Origin of the sequence: Oceanobacillus sp. HCA-5259, from assembly GCF_037892815.1 — a bacterium.
Classification (GTDB): domain Bacteria; phylum Bacillota; class Bacilli; order Bacillales; family Amphibacillaceae; genus Oceanobacillus; species Oceanobacillus indicireducens.
The window spans coordinates 15,699-34,836 of record NZ_JBBKBV010000003.1 but is presented as its reverse complement, the minus strand read 5'-3'; the positions used below and the strand labels follow the sequence as shown (position 1 = coordinate 34,836).

The window sequence follows — 19,138 nt, the reverse complement described above, 5'->3', positions numbered from 1 at the left end:
AATTCGTTGGAGATGGCACGGATAAGCATTATCAGTGCCATCCAGTTGGCTGAATAGGGAACGGGGCGGGCGCTTCAGTACCTTGACGAGATCCATACTTGATAAGAAGAGAGCTGATACATCTTATCAAAGCCCTAGTCCGCCGATATGACACACGAAAGTGCACGGACAAAGCGTTCCAGATCCATCAGTCATCTGCATGCCATACACCACATCACCCACCGCCTCACCACAAATACTCCAATATCTCTTCAGAAAATAAATTCGTATCAATTGCGCACGCTTCTGCTTCAATCGCGTATTGCCATCCGAGTACCGGTGCAGCTTCTGGCCCTTCTGGATTAAACTCGGGAGCATTTTCTGGTGTCGTAATTTCCTGTTGCGGGTAGGCAGTCCAAACAATTGTACCTTTCTGGATATCCGCATCCAGCGCTTCAAATGCAAGCATTAAGTCACTGTCCTCATTAAATACCCCGTAAATTCCAGGTGCATAATCCGATGCAGTCAACGTATCGTACCATCCTTCGATAAAGGCGTGATCGACCGGATAGTCCGGTTCAATATCACCAAAGATGGCTACTCCTTCAGGCACCCCGACATTCACTGCAAACTGTATCGCCTGATTTGCATGCGTTACTCCTTGCCCATACCCGCGGGCATCATTTACATGATTATAAATAACGAGGATCTGAATATTATTTTCATGCAAAAAGTCAATTTCTGCAGCGTCAAGTCCAACAGACACACCATCCCGGTCGCCGAGGTATCGTCCCCAGACTTCCGGCTTTCCAACTTGATCTGCGACACATTGAAATAACTCCTCGTCCGTATAACTCGCCGAATCTACTCCCCAATAATACTGTTTTTCCTCGTCCTTATTATCCCCATTTCCATTCGTTTCTTCCTCATCCTCGGACGGGTCACTCGGTATCCCTGGAATGGGAATCTTTTGATCAAGGAAAAAATGCAATACAAAAGGTATTGCCACAATGAATACGACAAGCCCAATGATCAGCAACCATTCATCCCTTCTCAATCGGCATCCCCCATTTCTCCTTTGCAGTATATGAAAAGGGGGGATGCTTCGGTATAGGTGAGCTGTGCTAAGTTTTCTTCATATGCACATGCGCTTGTTCCTATTCATCAAGTATTTTTCTTTTCTCTTTTAACAGCGATTGAAATTCCTCTTCTAATTCGTCAGTCGGTTCCAAACTCAGTCTGCTCAAAACTTCCGAGATTCTTGTCTCGATGACGAGTAACTTTTGTTCCTTTGTATCAACTTCAACTTCCATGTTGCGATGTTTAAATTGTTCATAGCTCCCGTGAAAGTCGATGATCTCATTTTTCTCGATCGCCAGAATCCGTTCGGCAATTCGGCTGGTAAACATTCGGTCATGGGAAACGAAAACGATCGTGCCCTCGTATTCTTCCAACAGTGCCTCGAGCTCCTCCATCGCATAAATATCCAGGAAATTCGTCGGCTCATCTAAAATAAGGGTGTTACAATCACTCACCATCAGTTTCGCAAGTGTGACCTTAACCCGTTCACCGCCGCTTAGCACATCCATTCGTTTATAGACAGCATCGCGGAAAAAATGCAGTCGCGCGAGCACGGTTCGGACGGTTGATTCTTCTTGGATAGCTGTTTCCATGACGTTCTCTAGAATTGATTTTTGTGGATCTAAAACATCCAGATTCTGACTAAAATAGCCGAGTTTTACCGCCGGGGAAATCGAAATGCCGGATTCTTCGTTTATTAACTTTTTGATTAAAGTCGTTTTCCCTGTTCCATTTTCTCCAATAATCGCTATTTTATCTCCACCTTTAATCTGAAAACTCGCCTCATTCCAAAGGACGCGCTCCCCGAAAGATTGTGCGATATGTTCAGCCCGAATGATGATTCTACCTTGCAGCGATTCCTGATTTGGGATTGACATTTTAATTGGCGGAAGCTCTTTTACTTTCTCCACCTTTTCCAATTTTTCAATCCGTGTTTCAATCGATTTCGCTACTTGTTGCAGCTTTTTCTGCTTTTTGGCGAAATAAGGTTTTGCACCTTTTAATCTCGCTTCTGAACTACTTAAATTTTTTGGCTTTTTTGTTGCCCGGTCTGCTTTTTTCTCCTTGAGCATAAGGGCATCTTCCAGTTGCTGTCTCTTCTGAACATAATTTTCATAAGCTTTCTCTTGCTCTTGGATTTTTTGCTCTTTCTGCTCGGTAAAGTCGGAATAGTTCCCTTTGTACACTTCAACTTTCCCATCCGCAATCTCCCAGATTGTTTCACATGTCGCATCAAGAAATGCACGGTCGTGGGAGACAATAATGATTGCGCCTTGGAGACGTGCGAACGTTTTTTCCAGTTTTTCAATTCTAACTGTATCGAGATTGGTTGTAGGTTCGTCCGCTAAAAGCAATTCAGTTTTGCGGGCTAAGGCTTTGTCGATATACTGCTGGGTTACTTCTCCGCCGCTTTTCACCGTACTGGTTCGTTTTAATTGGGGGAGAAGGGTGGCAGTACCATTTCCGGAAATAGTTCCGGATTGGATGCTCCTTTTTCCTGCAATGATTTCAAGCAAGGTCGTTTTGCCAGAACCATTTCTGCCGACAAGTCCAATCCGTTCCTTGTCACGTATTTGTAGATGCTCAATGTCAAAGAGTTTCCGGCCTCCGATTTCATAAGTTACATCCGTTAATTCCTTTATAATCATAAAAACAACTCCTATTTTCGGGCATAAAAAAGCCCCTATAATCGTGTTTGAAATAGGAGTTAGAAAGCATGGGAAAATGAAAGGTCCCCGAATATAGTATGGTCAGCCAATCTAATCCTATTTCGAAACAAAAGTGCATGAGAAAGAAGCAGGTCTTCTGCTTGAACACTACATATCTCATCCGTTTCGCTTTTTAAAAATAGGATTAGTTTTTCATTGTCTCTTGGCTCACCCTTTCGATTCATGTTACTTTTATTATACTATATTTAATGAAGATTGAAAGGGGAAATTTTTAAACACAGAAAAAGCCAGCTTCTACCCTTGAAGCTGGCTCTTTCCCCGTCGTGGTGACCGGTTGCGCGGAAAATTCTGTTTCCTTGTTCTGTGATGACGGAATTGATTTACCCGTCTCGATTCTTAATATTTACTTCGTGCTGTTTTTACTTCAAACAGCTATTTGTTGCAGTTGCACTTTCACAAAAAATCACTTTCTTCAAACATGCAAGAGAATTGGAATCTCATGTTGTTGCTGACGGGATGATTCCGTCGTAAAGCAAATTTTCCGCCAAGGCTGTGCATTTCTCTATTAGAATCCGCTTCTTGATAAGTTGTTTGCTATGAAACACAAGTTATCATTCGGCTCGAATTCCAATAGTAGTTCGCCTTGTACTTTACTATACCCGTTCTGCAGTTCTTAAAACATAAAATAACATCTTTTTTAAAATTTTTTTATAAAATTGGAAAGCAGCGCTGGTGATTAAAAGAATTCGTGGTTTTTATTTTCTTTTTTCGTATAGTAATCAATGAAAGGTTGAGCCATCCTGTTGCTTTATTTCCGATTCTTGTGTTCGTCTTGCTGGAATGGGAGAACAAAGGAGTTTTATTCTCCGCACGTAGCGCTTATCTTGCTGGAATGGGAAAACAACTAAGATTTATTCTCTCATCGTTGCACCGATCCCGCTCGAATAGGAAAACAAATGACTTTTATCCTCTCATCATTGCACTTACCCGCCCACACATAGCAATCCAGACAAAAACTGCGCTCATGCAGCATAAGTCAAGTTTTGAAGAAAGAATTTAAAAAACATCTTTACAACCCAAACCATTTCCCTTATAGTAAAGATACCTAATTATTCTAGGTAGGTGAAAAATATGTTTAATCGTGAACTCGTAAAAGGGAGTACGTCCATTCTTGTGCTGCAATTGCTGAATGAACGGGATATGTATGGCTATGAACTCGTGAAGGAAATGGCAAAAAGAAGTGATGATCAACTGCAAATGAAGGAAGGGACGCTTTACCCTGCGCTTCATAAAATGGAAAAACAAGATTATGTTGAACATTACTGGAAGCAACAAGAAAAAGGGCCGGCCCGCAAATATTACCGGATTACCGAAGAAGGAAAAGAAATTCTAGCTGAACGGACTTCCGAATGGAAGCAGTATGTTCAGGTTATGAATAATCTTATTGGAAGAAATGAGATATGAACGTGGAGGCACAACGGTTTCTCCATGAGCTTGAAAAAGCATTGGAAGAAGATCCGAACCGTGCAGAAATTATTGCAGAATATCGCATGCATGTAGAAGAGATGCTGGCGGAAATAACAGAAAATAATGCGGACATTTATAACCTGCTTGTTACCCGGCTGGGTTCTCCGGAAGAACTGGCAGAACTTTGGAAAGAAGAAAAGTCCGTTACGCCGAAGAAAATGCAGCGGCTATTCGTTTTCCTTAATATCGCAATATTTGTTGGTGGTGTGCTTTTTACGATTGGTTACAATGTCCTCGGCTGGAAGTGGCTTGGGGTCCTTTGGGAAAGTTTAACCGAATCGACGACAATTATTATTTTAGTCTATTTATTTTTCTGGGGTTTACTTGGCTATGAAATCGGCAAAGCCTTAGGAGCACGTGGAAAAAAGGTGCTTACCCGGACGTTTCTCATCGGGATTATTCCGAATCTGTTGCTTATGTATTTGATTGTTTTTCGACTGATTCCTTATGAATGGTTCGATCCACTACTCGATCAATCTTTTATCGTGCTCAGTATCCTTTGTACCGTGGCATTATATCCGATTAGTTTAATCGGTTACCACTGGGGAAGAAAAGCGTCTGTTTAGTCGGACTGGATACATTCGTTCAGTCCGAAAGAGTATGAATGATTTTTACCTATGTACATAGTTTATCTATATACATAGGAATTCTATGTATACAGGAGCGTTTACCATGCGGACAAAACAAAGAGAATGGCTATTTGTAGCAGCTTGTCTGTTGCTCGGATTCCTGGCTAATGTCAGCTTTTTATACGGGAAGATTGGAATATCCTATCTTATCTTCATCGCGGTCTTTTATACCGTGTTATTTGTGCGGTTTGGTTTTACCTTTGAACACCGGCGAATCGGCTTGTTACTTATAGCGGGAATCTGGTTGCTTGCAGGAAGTTTCCTGTTCTTTGACAGTACGATATTTTACGTATTGAACCTATTCGTTATCCCAGCTGTTGTATTCTTCCATATCGTCTTAATTACTAGCCCGGCGAAATTGAACTGGGGTAAGTTATCCTTTATCAGACTCGTAACTGGAAAGCTTGCAGATGCCCTCCTTTATTTGACGAACTATTTACGTTATATCGGAAGAATCGTTGCCCGTAGTAGAAGGCGGGTGAAAAACAGGACATTAAGACAGATTCTTATAGGAATCTTGCTCGCTGTCCCAATCCTAGTCATTGTTGTGCCACTCTTAATGGCTGCGGATGCGGTCTTCCAAGAGCAAATCGAAAATCTATTCGTTTTCCGAATCGACGTGAATTTTGTTGAAATTGGGTTCCGTCTCGCCTTTACGGTCATTGCAGCGCTTTTCTTCTTCTGTATTTTTCAAGTCATTGGGAAGAAGACGAAGCGCGAGATAGAAATTTGTGAGACACCAAATAAGAGAAATTGGCCGGGGATTGTTGCGGCAACGATTCTACTTATATTAAATGTGGTATATATGCTGTTTATCGCTGTACAGTTTCAATATTTCTTTCATGAAGGGCTGCTTGATGGGTTTACGTATGCCGATTATGCAAGAAGAGGTTTCTTTGAGTTAATTCTCGTAACACTGATTAACTGGACGATTTTACTCGTATTCATGAAACGGGTGAAAGAGGAGGGCGGCAAGCAAAAACGAATCTTGCAAACCTTATATTCTGCTCTGATTGTCGCTAGTGGCATCTTGCTTATATCTGCCTGGCAGCGGCTAACGCTTTATGAAACGGCGTACGGTTTTACAATTGACCGGTTGCTCGCCCATTATTTTATGGCATTTTTACTCGTGATTTTTGCTTATACACTCATTCGTGTTTGGTTAGAGAATCTGCCCATTTTACATTTTTATCTGATTTGTGCATTTCTTTTTTATGCCATGTTAAATGCGGTCAACTTGGAAGAAACGATCGTGGAAAACAATATGGAACGCTATAAGGCAACAGGGAAAATTGATATTCATTATTTCTATACCCTAGGTGCTGAGGGAGTGAAAGGACTTGTTCAGTTGTATGAACAGGAACCGGAAATCCCAGAACTAAAGAGTTTATTAATAAATAAAAAGATACAGTTTGAAAATGGAGAATATGAATCCTGGCAAGCATTTAACTTTGCGAGGAATGAAGCGAAAGAATTACTGGAAGAGCTTGAGCTCTAAACTTAATGGAGGTGGATCGTCGTGGTCGATATACCGAAACATGTCGGGATCATAATGGATGGTAATGGAAGATGGGGAAAATCCCGGGGACTCACGAGAAGTGAGGGGCACTATGCTGGAGTTCAAGCGATGGAAAAAGCGATTGATGCAAGTATTGCTCTTGGTGTCGAAGCGTTGACTTTATACGCCTTTTCTTCAGAGAACTGGGCGCGGGCCAAGGAAGAAGTCAATTATCTGATGCGGCTGCCGATTCGTTTTTTTAAATCGAAACTTCCTGAATTTATGCGACGTAATGTGAAAATCACCATATCAGGAAATATGGATGAGCTGCCAAAAGCAACGCGGAAAACATTGCAACAGTCGATTGATCGGACAAAGAATAATACAGGGCTGATCGTTAACTTCGCCTTTAATTACGGTGGAAGGGGCGAGATTGTGCAGGCTGTGCAGCACGTGATTCGTGACATGCAGGAAAAAAATATAGAGCTGGATGAAGAAACAATTGAAAACTATCTTTATACTGGTGGATTGCCGGCGCTTGATTTAGTTATCCGGACGGGTGGCGAGCAACGGCTAAGTAATTTCCTTTTATGGCAAGCTGCCCATGCCGAGCTTTATTTTACGGATATTTATTTCCCGGATTTTGATGAGGCGGACATGCAAGCAGCAATTTATGAATATCAGGAGCGCAGAGCAGTTTATGATTTTGCGGAAATGTATCGTAAGGCAAAATGAATAGCTTAAAAGTTGAACAAAACTAAAAGTAGGATAGTTGTAGTGTGTGGTTCCTTGAGGAATTGGCTTCAACGCAATAATAAATGATTCATGGAAGAGGTGACCTTTAGCATGAATACAGCCAGAGAACGTTTACTTAAAATCATAGAGAAAATACCTGATCAGGAAGTGGATGAAATTTTAGACTTCGCTGAATATTTAGCAGCTAAGCAAGAAAAGAGAGTATCTGATGATTTAACAAAGGCTAGTGAAAGCAGCTTAGATTTTTGGGATAATGATATCGATGGTGAGGTCTGGAACAATTAAAACTAAGGTGATATTCTTTTACTAAATAATTAGACTAAAGAGGCTGGGACATAACTTCTTAGTATGGTTATAAATCCGAACAAATGATAAGAAAGAGCATCAACAACCGCTCCGGGAATATACTACGCTTTCCGCAGGCGGCTGGTGAGCCTCCTCGGACTGCCGCCCTGCGGGGTCTCACCGATGCCTTTCCTCCTGCTGGAGTCTCCGTATATTCCCGGAGCTAGTTAGCAGTTTTGTTCGGATTTAATTCATATTAGAATAGTTATGTCCCAGCCTCTTTATTTTTCCAAAACACGGATAAATCGCTCTCGGAAATTCTCTCTGTCTTCGTTTGAGAAGGCTTTCGGGCCTTTCGTACGCTGTCCGGCCTTCCTCGCTTGAGCACTCAGGTAACGCGTTTGCAGCAGCTCATCGATATTCTTATTCGTATACATAAAACCTTTATGATGCATGACAAGACAGCCCTTCGGAAGAGCGAGGGAGGCGAGGCCGTAATCTTGCGTAATGACAAGATCCCCCTTTTTGGCAAGCTTCATAATCCGGTAATCTGCCGCGTCTCTGGCGTTATCAACATAAATTGTCTCGACACCTGGCGGGTTTTCTTGCAAGGAAAAATGAGAAATGCTCGTTACGAGAAAAACATTCAAATCCCTCCGCACCGCTTCATCGATAATAATTTCCTTCACTGGGCACGCATCCGCGTCAACATAAATATTCATCCTTCACACTCCTTGAGTCATCTCCTCCTAGCATACCAAAATTTAGTTGCATTCTATACAAAAATATTATATAGTACATTACATGAGTAATGCACTATATCAGAGGAGGTGCAGGCCTGATGATTGATCCAAATGGCGGAAGACCAATTTATATCCAAATAGCTGAATGGATAGAAACAGAAATATTGAATGATAATTTCAAGGCCGATGATAAGGTCTACTCCCAATATCAGCTGGCGGAAATGTTTACGATCAATCCGGCAACAGCGGCCAAGGGTTTGAACGTCTTGACGGATGAACATATTTTGTACGGGAAGCGGGGACTTGGAAAGTTTGTGACAACAGAAGCAAAAGCAATTATTACCGATAAAAGGAAAAATGAAAAGCTGAAGGGATTATTAACGGAAGGTGCTCTTGAAGCAAAGCGATTGCAAGTAGGCGAGGGAGAGCTGATCGAAATGTTGCAACAAGCGATTACAGATGTGAAGGGAGATTAACATGAAGGTGATTGAATGCAGGGATCTAACGAAAAGAATGATTGGAAGAAACGCGTTAAACCAGCTAAGTCTCACATTGGAAGGCGATAAAATTACCGGATTAATCGGCCGTAACGGGGCGGGGAAAACAACGCTCATGAAGATCCTTGCCGGGTATTGGCATGAGACTTCGGGTAAGGTCGAAGTATTTTCCGAGCGGCCATTTCAAAATTTAAACGTATCCGTGAATGCGATTTATGTGGATGATCAAATGAAGTTCAGCCATACATTGACACTGGAAGATATTTTAAAAGAAGCAGCACGTTTTTATCCGAACTGGGATGCTGTTCTTGCGGAGCGTCTCTTTGACTATTTTTCCTTTCACCCAAAAGAGAAGCATGGTTATTTATCGAAAGGGAAGAAGAGCACGTTCAATATGATTATTGGGCTTGCGTCAAGAAGCAAGCTGACGATGTTTGATGAGCCGACAACGGGGATGGACGAATCTGTAAGAAAAGACTTTTATCGGGCCCTGTTGAAAGATTATCTGGCACATCCAAGAACAATTCTTTTATCGAGCCATCATTTGGAAGAAATGGAGGACTTGCTGGAGGAAATCATTTTAATCGATGAGGGGCAAGTTGTCTTGCATGAGTCGATGGATGAATTGAAGGAATACGCGCAAGGAATAACTGGAAGAGCGGAAATATTGGAGCCATTGCTTGCGGATGAAGCAGTAATCTATGAAACGCGAGTAGGCGATTATTCCACTTATGCCGCTGTAAAATCAGACAGTCCCGTTATACGGAAGGCGAAACAACATGGGATGACTACAGGACCTGTGCCGCCAAATGATTTATGTATTTATCTGACTGCAAAGCAAAAGGGAGGGATAGATGATGTCTTTAAATAAGATGGATCTTTCTGCTGCTGTGAAAAAACAATTAAACTATAAGATGAAAGTATATGTTGGCATGTTTAGCTCACTTGTCCTTGTTCAAGTTATTGGAATCTTTTTCTCCGTCGTTAGTCCGTTACAGGGATATTCTACAATGGACTACGTGGAGATTGAGTACATGAATTATAATACGCTCAATATTATTACATTGACTTCACTCTGGGCACTTATTCATGCGATTATCATGACGACAAAGAATGAATGGGAGAACGCCTTTCCTTTTGTAGGGAATACGCTTAGTAATCATCTGGCGAACATGATCTTCCTCGTTGGAGCAAGCATCGTTGCCGGAATTGTAACAATACTTGCATCATTTACGGTTCGAGTGTATCTCTATTATTTTACAGATGAACGGTTCGTTATGTCACCGGGATTCGTCTTAAACGGTGGAGAATTGCTCGCTGGGACAGTAACGGTAATTCTCCATTTTCTATTACTCTGTGCGGTCGGCTATTTACTAGGTACGGTGACAAGGCTGCATCGTTTGCTTCCCGTCCTGTTGCCAATTGTGGTTATTGGGCTATTGATTACGATAAATTATATCAACCATGAATGGATGATGAATACGATAGATTTCTATTACGGGGAAACAAGTATGGCTGTATTCCTTATGAAAATAGTTGTTACAGCTGGGATACTATTTGCTTGTTCCATTGCTATATCAAGCAGAACGGAGGTTAGAAAATGAGTATACTTTTCACGATACTGCTTCTCCTTGTTATAATCGGATTTCCGTTCTTGTTGAGAAGGTTGCAGATAAGTAGATTCGGTTACTGGCTACTTGGCGGGTATTTCATTCTATTAATTGCTTCCGTTATTGCATATACATTTATCCCAACAGAGGAATTTGTGGATGAGGAAGAGCTGCCAGCGGAGATGACAAATCGGATTTACCTTGTCCATGAAATATTGGATCAAGGAGTGCAACTGGAGGAATTTGAGCAATATAAGAAAGAGGAATGGGAATTTCCCACGGCTACAGAGGAAAGTTTTTCATTGGAAAGTTTTTCATTATATGCCAGTCCAGATTACCAATTTCCGGTCATCATAAAAAGGGTGGAGGATCAGGAGGCCATTCATGTTGATTATTATGAGGTAACGCCTGAGATTGATGTGGAACCAGTCTATGATGAAGGTGAAGTCACGGTCTACAATCATAATGGGGAGCTAACGCTTGAAGTACTTGGGTATAAACTTTATCGTTTCAATAGTATGGAGAAAGGATTTCCATTTAACCAATTTGAAGAAGAGGATCATTCTTGGATTTATTATGATGTATTCGATGATGAGAGAATGTTTTATATTACAATTCCAGCAGATATCGAATTAAACGTTCATCCGGATACGGATGTCCACTGGTTAAATTAAGAAAAAGTCGGCTACTATTAGCCGGCTTTTTTCTGCTTATTCAATATGAATATAGCGAGTATAACTGCGCTAGTCCCACCTAATAGTTTACTAATAATCATCGGAAGAACAAGTTCCGGTTCAATCCCTGCGACAAAGCCGAGATGGCTCCCAAGCACAAAGGATGCACTTACGCTAAAGGCAATATTAATAACTTTCCCACGTGGATCCATATCCTTTACTAGAACAAGCATCGGAATAATATGGGCAATCGTGGCGATTAGTCCTGCTGTTGCCGTGGTATTGATGTCAAGTGCTGATCCAAGTTTTTCAAGCGGCTTTTTACATGCTTTCGAAATGAAGAGCACCATTGGAAAAGCTCCAGCAAGGAAAATAGCAATCGTCCCGACAATTTGAATCCCTTCTTCAAGCGGCGCAAGTCCTGGAATCATTACGAAGCCAGTTAATGTTTCGATCACAATTGCAACGAGTCCACCCATAGCAAGAAACTCAATGAACTTCCCGAAAATGGAGAAACCTCTTACTATAAGAATAGGAATTTTCCAGAGACCGATCACGATGAAGAGCGATATGATGAAGGTTGGAATCAAATTTCTAATGAGCATCTCTAAACTGAAGCCAGCTGTGATTCCGCCAATAAATGTGCTGAAAGGGATTGTCACCAAACCAATAAGTATTCCTTGTGCTAGAAATTCACGGTCTTCTTTTTGGATTATCCCGAGCGCAACCGGTAGGCTGAATACAACGGTTACTCCAATTGTTGTTTCGAGGAAAACCCAAGCGAAGAATCCAGCTTCAGGAGTTCGTGCCATCGTTTCAGCTAAAGCATAGCCTCCCATATCGATGGCAAGAATCGTATTCGCGAAGGTTGCCGGGTCTGCCCCAATTAAGCCGTAGACGGGTGAGACGATGGGCAACAAAACCTTTGCTATGACTGGTGCCAAGGAAATAATCCCAATCATTACAACGGCAAGGGAACCCATCGCCATCAAGCCCTCCATAAAGCGCTCACCGAATCCAAAGCGGTTGCCGATTATTTTATCAATAGCCCCGATAATAAAGAAGAGAACTACGATATAAACTATGATTTCATTCATCTGACTTTCTCCGTTTCTTGTATGTGTGGATGATGTTTCTATTATGGGGCTTGTCAGTAAAGATATAGGTAATCAATCTTCCTTATTCCGAAGTATTTGGACTAATTTTTCTAAAAATACTAATGAAAAATAGTAAGATAAACCTGCAGCCGCCATCAGAAAAAACGTACCATCCAAGTCTTGTAGATTGCTATTCATAAAGTATAAGAATAGTCCTCCAGCCATTCCACCTAAGGAATAATTTATCCACCGTACACCTTTATTAACTCGTTCAATGATTAAAGATATAGGAACCCCAATGAGAAGATAGATAGGCAAGGCGTAAATGCAAATAAGAAAAACACCGAGAATTTGTCCGGTAAGCGTAAAATATGTATTTAAAGAATTACTAACTATAATATCAGCAATTATATTATATAGTAAAAAAGGAAACATAATATAAAAGGTGCTAAAAAAGCAGCTAGAACCTTTAAAATTACTTTCATTATACTCATTAAGCTCCTCATACTCCTTCCTTACACGAGACTCTTTAAAAATATCAGAAAATTTCTATTTTTATCATGTATTAATGGTCTGTAATACCCCCACTGAATGAAGTTTCACTTTATTAGTCCTATTGTCTATAAAGTTTTTCTTTTTTGTAAAGGAGTGTTCTTTTGTTAAAAATAAATGACTTAAATATTGATGAAGCGTTGACATTCAAAATAATACTCTAAAGAGAAAGAACCCTCTGTATTAATGCAAAGGGTGGGTTCTTTCTCTTTCGGATTACACAATTCCATTTTGATGTGTCCAAAATTTAGACAAACATTATTTTAAGCCAATTTCCCATCAAACTTCTTAAACAAATCATTCAACCCTTCACTCATCGTCGGGTGGGTGAAAATATTATCTCGTAAAAAGGTATACGGCAGATCCGCTTCCATTGCTACCCGAACGGTATTGATCATCTCGCTCGATTCCGCCGAGAATAATGTACATCCGAGAATCCTATTTGTTTCAGGATCAACTAATGCATTTAGCAAACCGTTCGGCTGTTTATTGATTTTCGTACGTGGAATATTCGCTGCCGGCATGGTTGCGACGACATAATTTATATTTTGTTCCTGCGCCATTTTTTCATTCAGTCCGACATGGGAAAGAACGGGTTCGATAAACACACTATACGGCACATTTTTACGTTTCGCTAAAGAGTAAGAGCCACCAGTTAAAACTTGATCCCGGACAATCCGGTAATCATCAAGTGAGATATACGTGAATTGCGGACCGCCATTCACATCACCGAGTGCCCAAATTTGTCTGTTAGAAGTCCGTAAATAGTCATCGACAATGATTGCACCGTTATCATCAACTTCTACACCTGCTTTAGCAAGCTCAAGTCCTTCTGTATAAGGCTTCCTACCAGTCGCAAGCAGGAGAGCGGAGGCTGTCTCTGTGAATTCTTTCCCCTTATCATTTTCATAGGTTACTTCTGTTCCACCAGATTTACGATTGGAAACCGACGTCGCTTTACTTCCATGGACAACGGAAATACCTTTATCCTGCATGACTTTTAGTACTTCTTCTGCAATATCTCTGTCGTCGTTTTCCATGAAGTCTGTCGCGCTATCAATTACAATGATTTCCGACCCGAAATTCGCATACATAACAGCAAATTCAAGCCCGATATACACGCCACCGACAATGATTAATTTTTCCGGAAGCTCGGCTACTTGTTGCAGTTCTGTTGATGTATAAACATGATCTGCTTCTTTTAATCCATCGATTGGAGGAATGACTGGCTCCGAACCGGTATTGATAATGAAATAATCCGCAGTAAGGTCCAGTGTTTCTTCTTTAGCTTCGAGATGGACCTGGTTCGTTCCGACAAAGCTTGCTTCCGCCGTATAAACCATGACCGTATCTTGATCTGCTAGGGTTTTGTAGTTCTTTTCCCGTAAGGCGGCGATTGTTTTATTTTTATCCTCAATCGCGCTCCGGTAATATTCATTTTTATCATTTTTTAATTGGCTATCCTTCTCTGCGTGGTGGATGAGTAATTTTGTTGGGATACAGGCGATGTTAATGCATGTCCCGCCATACATTTCATTGGACTTCTCTATCATCGCAACGGTTTTACCTCGAGCGGCAAGATCTGCTGCGAGCGTTTTCCCGCCTTTTCCAAATCCGATAATAATATAATCATAATGTTTCATTCAATCGCTTCCCTTCATAAAGACTATTGCCTTTTTTAGGGTTCATTAAACAGGGGGAGAATGACGAAAAGTGCGTAAATTAGTTAGGAGGAAATGGTTGTTATCTTGTTTACGTTTAAAACCAATTTCGTTTCGGATGCATAGAGGTGTTCTTATCTCCTGAAAGATTCGTAATCTGTATTGTTCGCCTGAATAGAGGCACTCTAATCGCTTGAAAGATTCGTAATCTGTATTGTTCGTCTTAATAGGGGTGCTCTAATCGCTTGAAAGATTCATTTTCTGTTTTGTTTGTCTGAATAGAGGCGCTCGCACCGTCCGTTCAAGCGGGATTCCTGTAAGATTGGGCAGTGAACTTTCGATATCATTAGGAATACGCTGAATTAAACAAATCAGCTGCCCGCTTATTTTCTGAGGGTGCTCAATTGTGTTATTTCCCCCTTTGTTTTGTGATGTAAAGCATTTTATTGATGTTTATGTCTAAAAGTTGCCTATTTTACCATAAGGTTTAAATTTTTTTATAAAAAACTATTGCATATTTATGAATAATTGTGCATAATAATACATAACTTAAATTTCTGGGAGGAGTATCATCATGATTTCGTTAGCGAAAGATTTGCAGATTGATAACGAAGAATTTTTTGGAAGAGACTTACTTAGCCTTGAGGATTATACACCAGAGCAAATTCATCATTTATTGGAGCTTGCTTCTTATATAAAAGATCAGCGTAAGAAGGGGTTTGCCTTTGAACCGTTAAAAGGGAAAGTACTCGGCATGATCTTTGAAAAATCATCGACGAGAACGCGTGTCTCTTTTGAAGCGGGTATGATTCAGCTTGGCGGGCAGGCGATCTTTCTAAATTCAAAAGACATCCAGCTTGGCCGTGGAGAGACAATTGCAGATACGGCGCGCGTGTTATCCGGCTATTTGGACGGAATCATGATTCGAACTTACTCCCATGAAGATGTGGAGGAGCTTGCTGAATATGCATCTATTCCGGTTATCAATGGATTAACGGATTTGCATCATCCATGCCAAGTGCTGGCAGATTTGCAAACGATGTTAGAAATCAAAGGGACGCTGAAAGGTCAGAAGCTTGTATATATTGGAGACGGAAATAATATGGCGAATTCACTTCTGATTGGAGCTGCGAAGATGGGAATAAATATGGTTGTCGCAGCACCTGAAGGTTATTTCCCAGATGCAGAAGTCGTAAAACAAGCAGAAGAAATCGCTTCGGATACTGGTGGAAAAATTTCAATCATGACAGATCCGATTAAAGCCGTAAAAGATGCAGATTTTATTTATACAGATGTTTGGGCAAGTATGGGCCAGGAAGCGGAGCAAGAGGAAAGAAAAGCAATTTTTGCAAACTACCAAGTGAATGACGAATTGTTGGCAAAGGCTAAATCAGATGTTACGTTTCTTCATTGTCTGCCCGCGCATCGCGAGGAAGAAGTGACAGCAAGTGTGCTGGAAGGGAAGCAATCTGCTGTATTCCAGCAGGCTGAGAACCGTCTTCACGCGCAAAAGGCATTGTTGACTGCCTTGATGAGCTATTAGTAGTTATAGAAATAAGGGTGCGAGCGAATATAGTTATTCGCTTACACCCTTATTTTTGGTCTACTTTTAATCCACCAATATCCATTTTTAAACTTTCCAAGCGATAATCAGGCAATACCTCTTCTAATGCAGTGATGATCTTATCCCTGCGGTCACTTGGTACAAAGGACATCATCGTCGGTCCGGCACCACTGATGACCGTTCCGAATGCCCCGTGCTCCTTCGCTGTACGTTGGATCAAATCATAATTTGGGATGAGCGGCTTGCGGTGGGGTTCATGGAAAATGTCTTTTTCCATCATTTTCCCAGCAAGTTCATAATCTCCACTTACGAGCGCTGCAACGGTCACATTGCCGATGCCGCTCCCAAGGGCAGCATCGGCAATTGAAAACTGTTCCGGTAGCACGTCTCTTGCCGCTTTCGTTTTCAATTCGACTTCCGGGATAAGCGCAATAAATTCAACGTGAAGTTGGTCGATTTTCAACCAGTCCACTACTCCGTCGATATACGTGGAAATAATGAGCCCGCCGAGGAGGGCAGGCGCAACATTATCCGGATGCCCTTCCATTTCTGTTGCATCCGTTAATTTTTCCTCAGCGGTTAAGTCGAGCCCGCCGAGCTGGTTGGCAAGCTCAATTCCTGCTACAATCGCTGCCGCGCTGCTTCCTAAGCCACGGGCAAGCGGGATGCTCGTCGTTTCTTCTACACGAGCGGGGCGTAAGCTTTTCCCATGTTTTTCGGCGGTTTGTTTTGCAATTAGATAAATGAAATTCTCTTCAAAAGGGACGTCACCAGCAGACGGAGAAATGAATTCCCAATCTGCCTGTTCTGTCACTTCCAATGTTAAGTATAAATCAACTGCTAAACCGATGGAGTCGAAACCGGGTCCGATGTTCGCGGAGCTTGCTGGAACCCGTATCATGAAACTACTCATGGCTCGTCAACTCTTCAATATATTGTTTGATTGCTGCAGTGTCATTCGGAAGGGAGACCGGTTCGATTTCCTGATTGTCCTGAACGGTCTGCGGATCCTTCAATCCATTTCCAGTTAGAACGGCAACGACTTTACTTCCTTGTGGGATATTACCCGCTTTACACTGCTGGATGACGCCGGCAATCGATGCATTGGATCCTGGCTCGGCAAATACGCCTTCCGTTTTAGGAAGATGCTTGAATGCGTATAAAATTTCCTCGTCTCGGACAGAAGTGATGATTCCTTTTGATTCATCGCGGGCAGCTGTTGCGAGGTCCCAGCTTGCCGGGTTCCCGATGCGAATTGCAGTCGCAACAGTTTCTGGATGAGCGATTGGTTCATTTTTCGTAATCGCTGCCGCTCCCTCCGCTTCAAATCCGTAAATTTGCGGTAATCCAGTTTGTTTTTCTTCATGATATTCTTTGAAGCCTTTCCAGTATGCACTGATGTTACCGGCATTACCTACTGGGATAGCTAAAATATCTGGTGCGGATCCGAGCCAATCGCAAATTTCAAAAGCAGCTGTTTTCTGTCCTTCGATCCGGTAAGGGTTTACCGAGTTTACAAGGGTTACTGGAGATGTTTCACTAATCTCACGTACCATCTGCAATGCCTCGTCAAAGTTGCCATCGATTTCAATAATTTCCGCACCGTAAATGACCGCTTGGGCCAATTTCCCTAGGGCGACTTTGCCTTTAGGAATGACAATGATCGCGCGCATCCCAGCCCGAGCTGCATAGGCTGCAGCTGCCGCAGAAGTATTCCCGGTAGATGCACAGATAACTGATTTGCTTCCTTCTTCTTTCGCTTTCGCAATTGCCATAACCATTCCCCGGTCTTTAAACGAACCGGTTGGGTTTGCGCCTTCGATTTTCCCGTAAAGCTCGATACCAAGTTCTTCCGATAAGGAAGGGAAATGGAGGAGTGGTGTGTTTCCTTCATTTAGTGTAAGTTTAGGTGTGTTTTCTGTTACCGGTAAGTAATTCTCATAATGTTGAATCAGTCCTTGCCAAGTCATTCGTTTCCATCTCCTTCAACGCGGTAGTAACTTGAGATTTCTTTTAATACGTCTAATTTCTGGATTTTCTCTAGTAAGTTCGTAAAGTTTTCTTCAGATGTCTGGTGTGAAATGACAATGATTTCAGCAGTTTTCTTCTCATCATTTGGACGTTGAATAATGCGCTTCAAGCTAATTTCATGTTCATGGAAGAGATTAGACAGTTTGGAGAATACGCCTGTCTCATCTTCTACATTTACACGTAAGTAATATTGGGAGAAGCGCTCACTCTCGTCTTTCAGAGCTTTCTTGTAATAACTGTTCACAACCTGTTCTCCTGTAACACCAAGACGGATATTTTTTACGACAGCTACAAGGTCACTCACGATAGCTGTTGCAGTAGGGAGGCTTCCGGCACCAGGTCCGTAAAACATTGTTTCTCCAACCGCTTTTCCGTGTACATAAACGGCATTGTATTCATTCTTCACCGATGCAAGTGGGTGTTCATTAGATAAGAACGTCGGCAGTACATGGGTTTCAAGTTCGCCGTTTTTAAAATCCGCATAACCAATCAGCTTCATCGTATATCCAAGTTCATTTCCGTTCTGGATATCTTCTGCTGTAATGTTGGAAATACCTGATACTTTTACATCACCCAGGTCAACCGGTACTGAAAATGCAAGACGGGCAAGGATAGCCATTTTACGAGCGGCGTCAAGTCCTTCCACATCCGCAGTCGGATCGGCTTCTGCAAACCCAAGCTCTTGCGCTTGTTTTAAAGCAGCTTCATATGTGGCTCCTTCTTCCGCCATTTTTGTTAATATGTAATTTGTCGTTCCATTGACAATTCCCATGACACGTTCAATCCGGTCAGATGATAATCCATCTGTAATTCCTCGAAGAATCGGAATACCGCCAGCAACGCTCGCTTCATAGAAAAAGTCACATTTATTTTTCTCTGCTTCGGCATGCAGTTCTGGGCCATGTAGGGCGACTAAGTCTTTGTTCGCTGAAATGACGTGCTTTTTCGCAGCAAATGCTTGGAGGATATAATCTTTCGCCGTATCGATTCCACCCATGACTTCAATGACAACATCTATCTCTGAATCATTTAATACATCATCCGGATTAACGGTAAGGAGGGAGGGGTCGACATCTACTTCTCTCGCCTTTTCCAGGTTGCGGACGAGGATACGCTTTACTTCAACAGTTACACCAAGCTGATGCTTTAACTTTTCCTGGTGTTCGTTAATAATTTGAACAACCCCTGATCCAACGACACCGAGACCTAATAAACCAACTGATACTTTGTTCTCCATTTCATCACCTCATCACTGCAGTAGAATGCAGTATAATTTTCTATATTT

The 19,138-nt window shown here is 41.8% G+C and carries 19 protein-coding genes; 10 read left to right on the top strand and 9 right to left on the bottom strand.

Translation table 11 applies throughout. The annotated features are described in order from the left end of the window. Positions 1–226 precede the first annotated feature (226 nt). Together WKU33_RS02610 and WKU33_RS02605 are read right to left on the bottom strand one after the other, a co-directional pair. Entirely contained in the window at positions 227–1,036 is an 810-nt protein-coding gene (locus WKU33_RS02610) for a glycoside hydrolase domain-containing protein (RefSeq protein ID WP_156857651.1), read from the bottom strand. Positions 1,037–1,136: 100 nt separating this feature from the next. Then, positions 1,137–2,708: a Vga family ABC-F type ribosomal protection protein gene (locus tag WKU33_RS02605; RefSeq protein ID WP_336251948.1), complete on the bottom strand. Its 1,572-nt coding sequence runs from the start codon at positions 2,706–2,708 to the stop codon at positions 1,137–1,139. Positions 2,709–3,860: 1,152 nt separating this feature from the next. On the opposite strand from WKU33_RS02605, the gene WKU33_RS02600 reads away from it, so the two are divergent. From WKU33_RS02600 to WKU33_RS02580, 5 genes are all read left to right on the top strand, one after another. Next, the gene (locus WKU33_RS02600; protein ID WP_156857649.1) at positions 3,861–4,193 is read left to right on the top strand and encodes a PadR family transcriptional regulator; all 333 of its coding nucleotides are present in this window, start codon (positions 3,861–3,863) and stop codon (positions 4,191–4,193) included. Further along, the gene (locus WKU33_RS02595) at positions 4,190–4,822 is read left to right on the top strand and encodes an HAAS signaling domain-containing protein (RefSeq protein ID WP_156857648.1); all 633 of its coding nucleotides are present in this window, start codon (positions 4,190–4,192) and stop codon (positions 4,820–4,822) included. Before WKU33_RS02600 ends, WKU33_RS02595 begins: the two co-directional genes overlap by 4 nt. 106 nt (positions 4,823–4,928) lie before the next feature. Then, positions 4,929–6,383, top strand: a complete 1,455-nt coding sequence (locus WKU33_RS02590; RefSeq protein ID WP_340453052.1) for a DUF4153 domain-containing protein — start codon at positions 4,929–4,931, stop codon at positions 6,381–6,383. 21 nt (positions 6,384–6,404) lie between these two features. Next, positions 6,405–7,118: an isoprenyl transferase gene (locus tag WKU33_RS02585; RefSeq protein ID WP_232334468.1), complete on the top strand. Its 714-nt coding sequence runs from the start codon at positions 6,405–6,407 to the stop codon at positions 7,116–7,118. A gap of 90 nt (positions 7,119–7,208) precedes the next feature. After that, on the top strand, positions 7,209–7,424 hold the full coding sequence (locus WKU33_RS02580) for a DUF2281 domain-containing protein (protein WP_340453049.1): 216 nt from the start codon (positions 7,209–7,211) through the stop codon (positions 7,422–7,424). Positions 7,425–7,705: 281 nt separating this feature from the next. On the opposite strand, the gene WKU33_RS02575 is transcribed toward WKU33_RS02580, so the two are convergent. After that, complete coding sequence (locus tag WKU33_RS02575) at positions 7,706–8,146, bottom strand: YaiI/YqxD family protein (protein ID WP_336251952.1); 441 nt, start codon at positions 8,144–8,146, stop codon at positions 7,706–7,708. 116 nt (positions 8,147–8,262) lie between these two features. Between WKU33_RS02575 and WKU33_RS02570 the strand changes: the two genes are divergently transcribed. The 4 genes from WKU33_RS02570 to WKU33_RS02555 are packed head-to-tail and all read left to right on the top strand — an operon-like array spanning position 8,263 to position 10,948. Further along, entirely contained in the window at positions 8,263–8,643 is a 381-nt protein-coding gene (locus tag WKU33_RS02570; protein WP_336251987.1) for a GntR family transcriptional regulator, read from the top strand. Position 8,644: 1 nt separating this feature from the next. Beyond that, positions 8,645–9,535 carry an ABC transporter ATP-binding protein gene (locus WKU33_RS02565; RefSeq protein WP_340453046.1) on the top strand — a complete coding sequence of 297 codons (891 nt, stop codon included), beginning with the start codon at positions 8,645–8,647 and terminating at the stop codon, positions 9,533–9,535. Continuing rightward, entirely contained in the window at positions 9,522–10,268 is a 747-nt protein-coding gene (locus WKU33_RS02560; RefSeq protein WP_340453044.1) for a hypothetical protein, read from the top strand. Before WKU33_RS02565 ends, WKU33_RS02560 begins: the two co-directional genes overlap by 14 nt. After that, complete coding sequence (locus WKU33_RS02555) at positions 10,265–10,948, top strand: hypothetical protein (protein WP_340453042.1); 684 nt, start codon at positions 10,265–10,267, stop codon at positions 10,946–10,948. Before WKU33_RS02560 ends, WKU33_RS02555 begins: the two co-directional genes overlap by 4 nt. Positions 10,949–10,965: 17 nt before the next feature. Here WKU33_RS02555 and eutH read toward each other — a convergent pair whose 3' ends face one another. From eutH to WKU33_RS02540, 3 genes are all read right to left on the bottom strand, one after another. Next, a complete protein-coding gene (gene eutH, locus WKU33_RS02550) occupies positions 10,966–12,045 on the bottom strand; it encodes an ethanolamine utilization protein EutH (protein ID WP_340453040.1) in 1,080 nt (359 codons plus the stop codon). 72 nt (positions 12,046–12,117) lie between these two features. Next, complete coding sequence (locus tag WKU33_RS02545) at positions 12,118–12,243, bottom strand: hypothetical protein (protein WP_340453039.1); 126 nt, start codon at positions 12,241–12,243, stop codon at positions 12,118–12,120. A 617-nt stretch (positions 12,244–12,860) separates the two neighbouring features. Next, the gene (locus WKU33_RS02540; RefSeq protein ID WP_340453038.1) at positions 12,861–14,240 is read right to left on the bottom strand and encodes an FAD-dependent oxidoreductase; all 1,380 of its coding nucleotides are present in this window, start codon (positions 14,238–14,240) and stop codon (positions 12,861–12,863) included. Between the two features lie 592 nt (positions 14,241–14,832). On the opposite strand from WKU33_RS02540, the gene argF reads away from it, so the two are divergent. Further along, the gene (argF, locus tag WKU33_RS02535; protein ID WP_336251959.1) at positions 14,833–15,801 is read left to right on the top strand and encodes an ornithine carbamoyltransferase; all 969 of its coding nucleotides are present in this window, start codon (positions 14,833–14,835) and stop codon (positions 15,799–15,801) included. A 49-nt stretch (positions 15,802–15,850) separates the two neighbouring features. Here argF and thrB read toward each other — a convergent pair whose 3' ends face one another. The 3 genes from thrB to WKU33_RS02520 are packed head-to-tail and all read right to left on the bottom strand — an operon-like array spanning position 15,851 to position 19,090. Then, positions 15,851–16,723: a homoserine kinase gene (gene thrB, locus WKU33_RS02530; protein WP_340453037.1), complete on the bottom strand. Its 873-nt coding sequence runs from the start codon at positions 16,721–16,723 to the stop codon at positions 15,851–15,853. A 4-nt stretch (positions 16,724–16,727) separates the two neighbouring features. Next, positions 16,728–17,792, bottom strand: coding sequence for a threonine synthase (gene thrC, locus WKU33_RS02525; RefSeq protein WP_336251961.1), 1,065 nt, complete (start codon positions 17,790–17,792; stop codon positions 16,728–16,730). Further along, positions 17,789–19,090, bottom strand: coding sequence for a homoserine dehydrogenase (locus WKU33_RS02520; protein WP_340453036.1), 1,302 nt, complete (start codon positions 19,088–19,090; stop codon positions 17,789–17,791). Before WKU33_RS02520 ends, thrC begins: the two co-directional genes overlap by 4 nt. Positions 19,091–19,138: the final 48 nt, after the last annotated feature.

Excerpts from the sequence above, each read along its gene's own strand:
- WKU33_RS02605 (WP_336251948.1), bottom strand. The coding sequence starts at position 2,708 with ATGATTATAAAGGAATTAACGGATGTAACTTATGAAATCGGAGGCCGG.
- WKU33_RS02600 (WP_156857649.1), top strand. The coding sequence starts at position 3,861 with ATGTTTAATCGTGAACTCGTAAAAGGGAGTACGTCCATTCTTGTGCTG.
- WKU33_RS02595 (WP_156857648.1), top strand. The coding sequence starts at position 4,190 with ATGAACGTGGAGGCACAACGGTTTCTCCATGAGCTTGAAAAAGCATTG.
- WKU33_RS02590 (WP_340453052.1), top strand. The coding sequence starts at position 4,929 with ATGCGGACAAAACAAAGAGAATGGCTATTTGTAGCAGCTTGTCTGTTG.
- WKU33_RS02580 (WP_340453049.1), top strand. The coding sequence starts at position 7,209 with ATGGAAGAGGTGACCTTTAGCATGAATACAGCCAGAGAACGTTTACTT.
- WKU33_RS02575 (WP_336251952.1), bottom strand. The coding sequence starts at position 8,146 with ATGAATATTTATGTTGACGCGGATGCGTGCCCAGTGAAGGAAATTATT.
- WKU33_RS02565 (WP_340453046.1), top strand. The coding sequence starts at position 8,645 with ATGAAGGTGATTGAATGCAGGGATCTAACGAAAAGAATGATTGGAAGA.
- WKU33_RS02560 (WP_340453044.1), top strand. The coding sequence starts at position 9,522 with ATGTCTTTAAATAAGATGGATCTTTCTGCTGCTGTGAAAAAACAATTA.
- WKU33_RS02555 (WP_340453042.1), top strand. The coding sequence starts at position 10,265 with ATGAGTATACTTTTCACGATACTGCTTCTCCTTGTTATAATCGGATTT.
- eutH (WP_340453040.1), bottom strand. The coding sequence starts at position 12,045 with ATGAATGAAATCATAGTTTATATCGTAGTTCTCTTCTTTATTATCGGG.
- WKU33_RS02545 (WP_340453039.1), bottom strand. The coding sequence starts at position 12,243 with ATGAATAGCAATCTACAAGACTTGGATGGTACGTTTTTTCTGATGGCG.
- WKU33_RS02540 (WP_340453038.1), bottom strand. The coding sequence starts at position 14,240 with ATGAAACATTATGATTATATTATTATCGGATTTGGAAAAGGCGGGAAA.
- argF (WP_336251959.1), top strand. The coding sequence starts at position 14,833 with ATGATTTCGTTAGCGAAAGATTTGCAGATTGATAACGAAGAATTTTTT.
- thrB (WP_340453037.1), bottom strand. The coding sequence starts at position 16,723 with ATGATACGGGTTCCAGCAAGCTCCGCGAACATCGGACCCGGTTTCGAC.
- thrC (WP_336251961.1), bottom strand. The coding sequence starts at position 17,792 with ATGACTTGGCAAGGACTGATTCAACATTATGAGAATTACTTACCGGTA.
- WKU33_RS02520 (WP_340453036.1), bottom strand. The coding sequence starts at position 19,090 with ATGGAGAACAAAGTATCAGTTGGTTTATTAGGTCTCGGTGTCGTTGGA.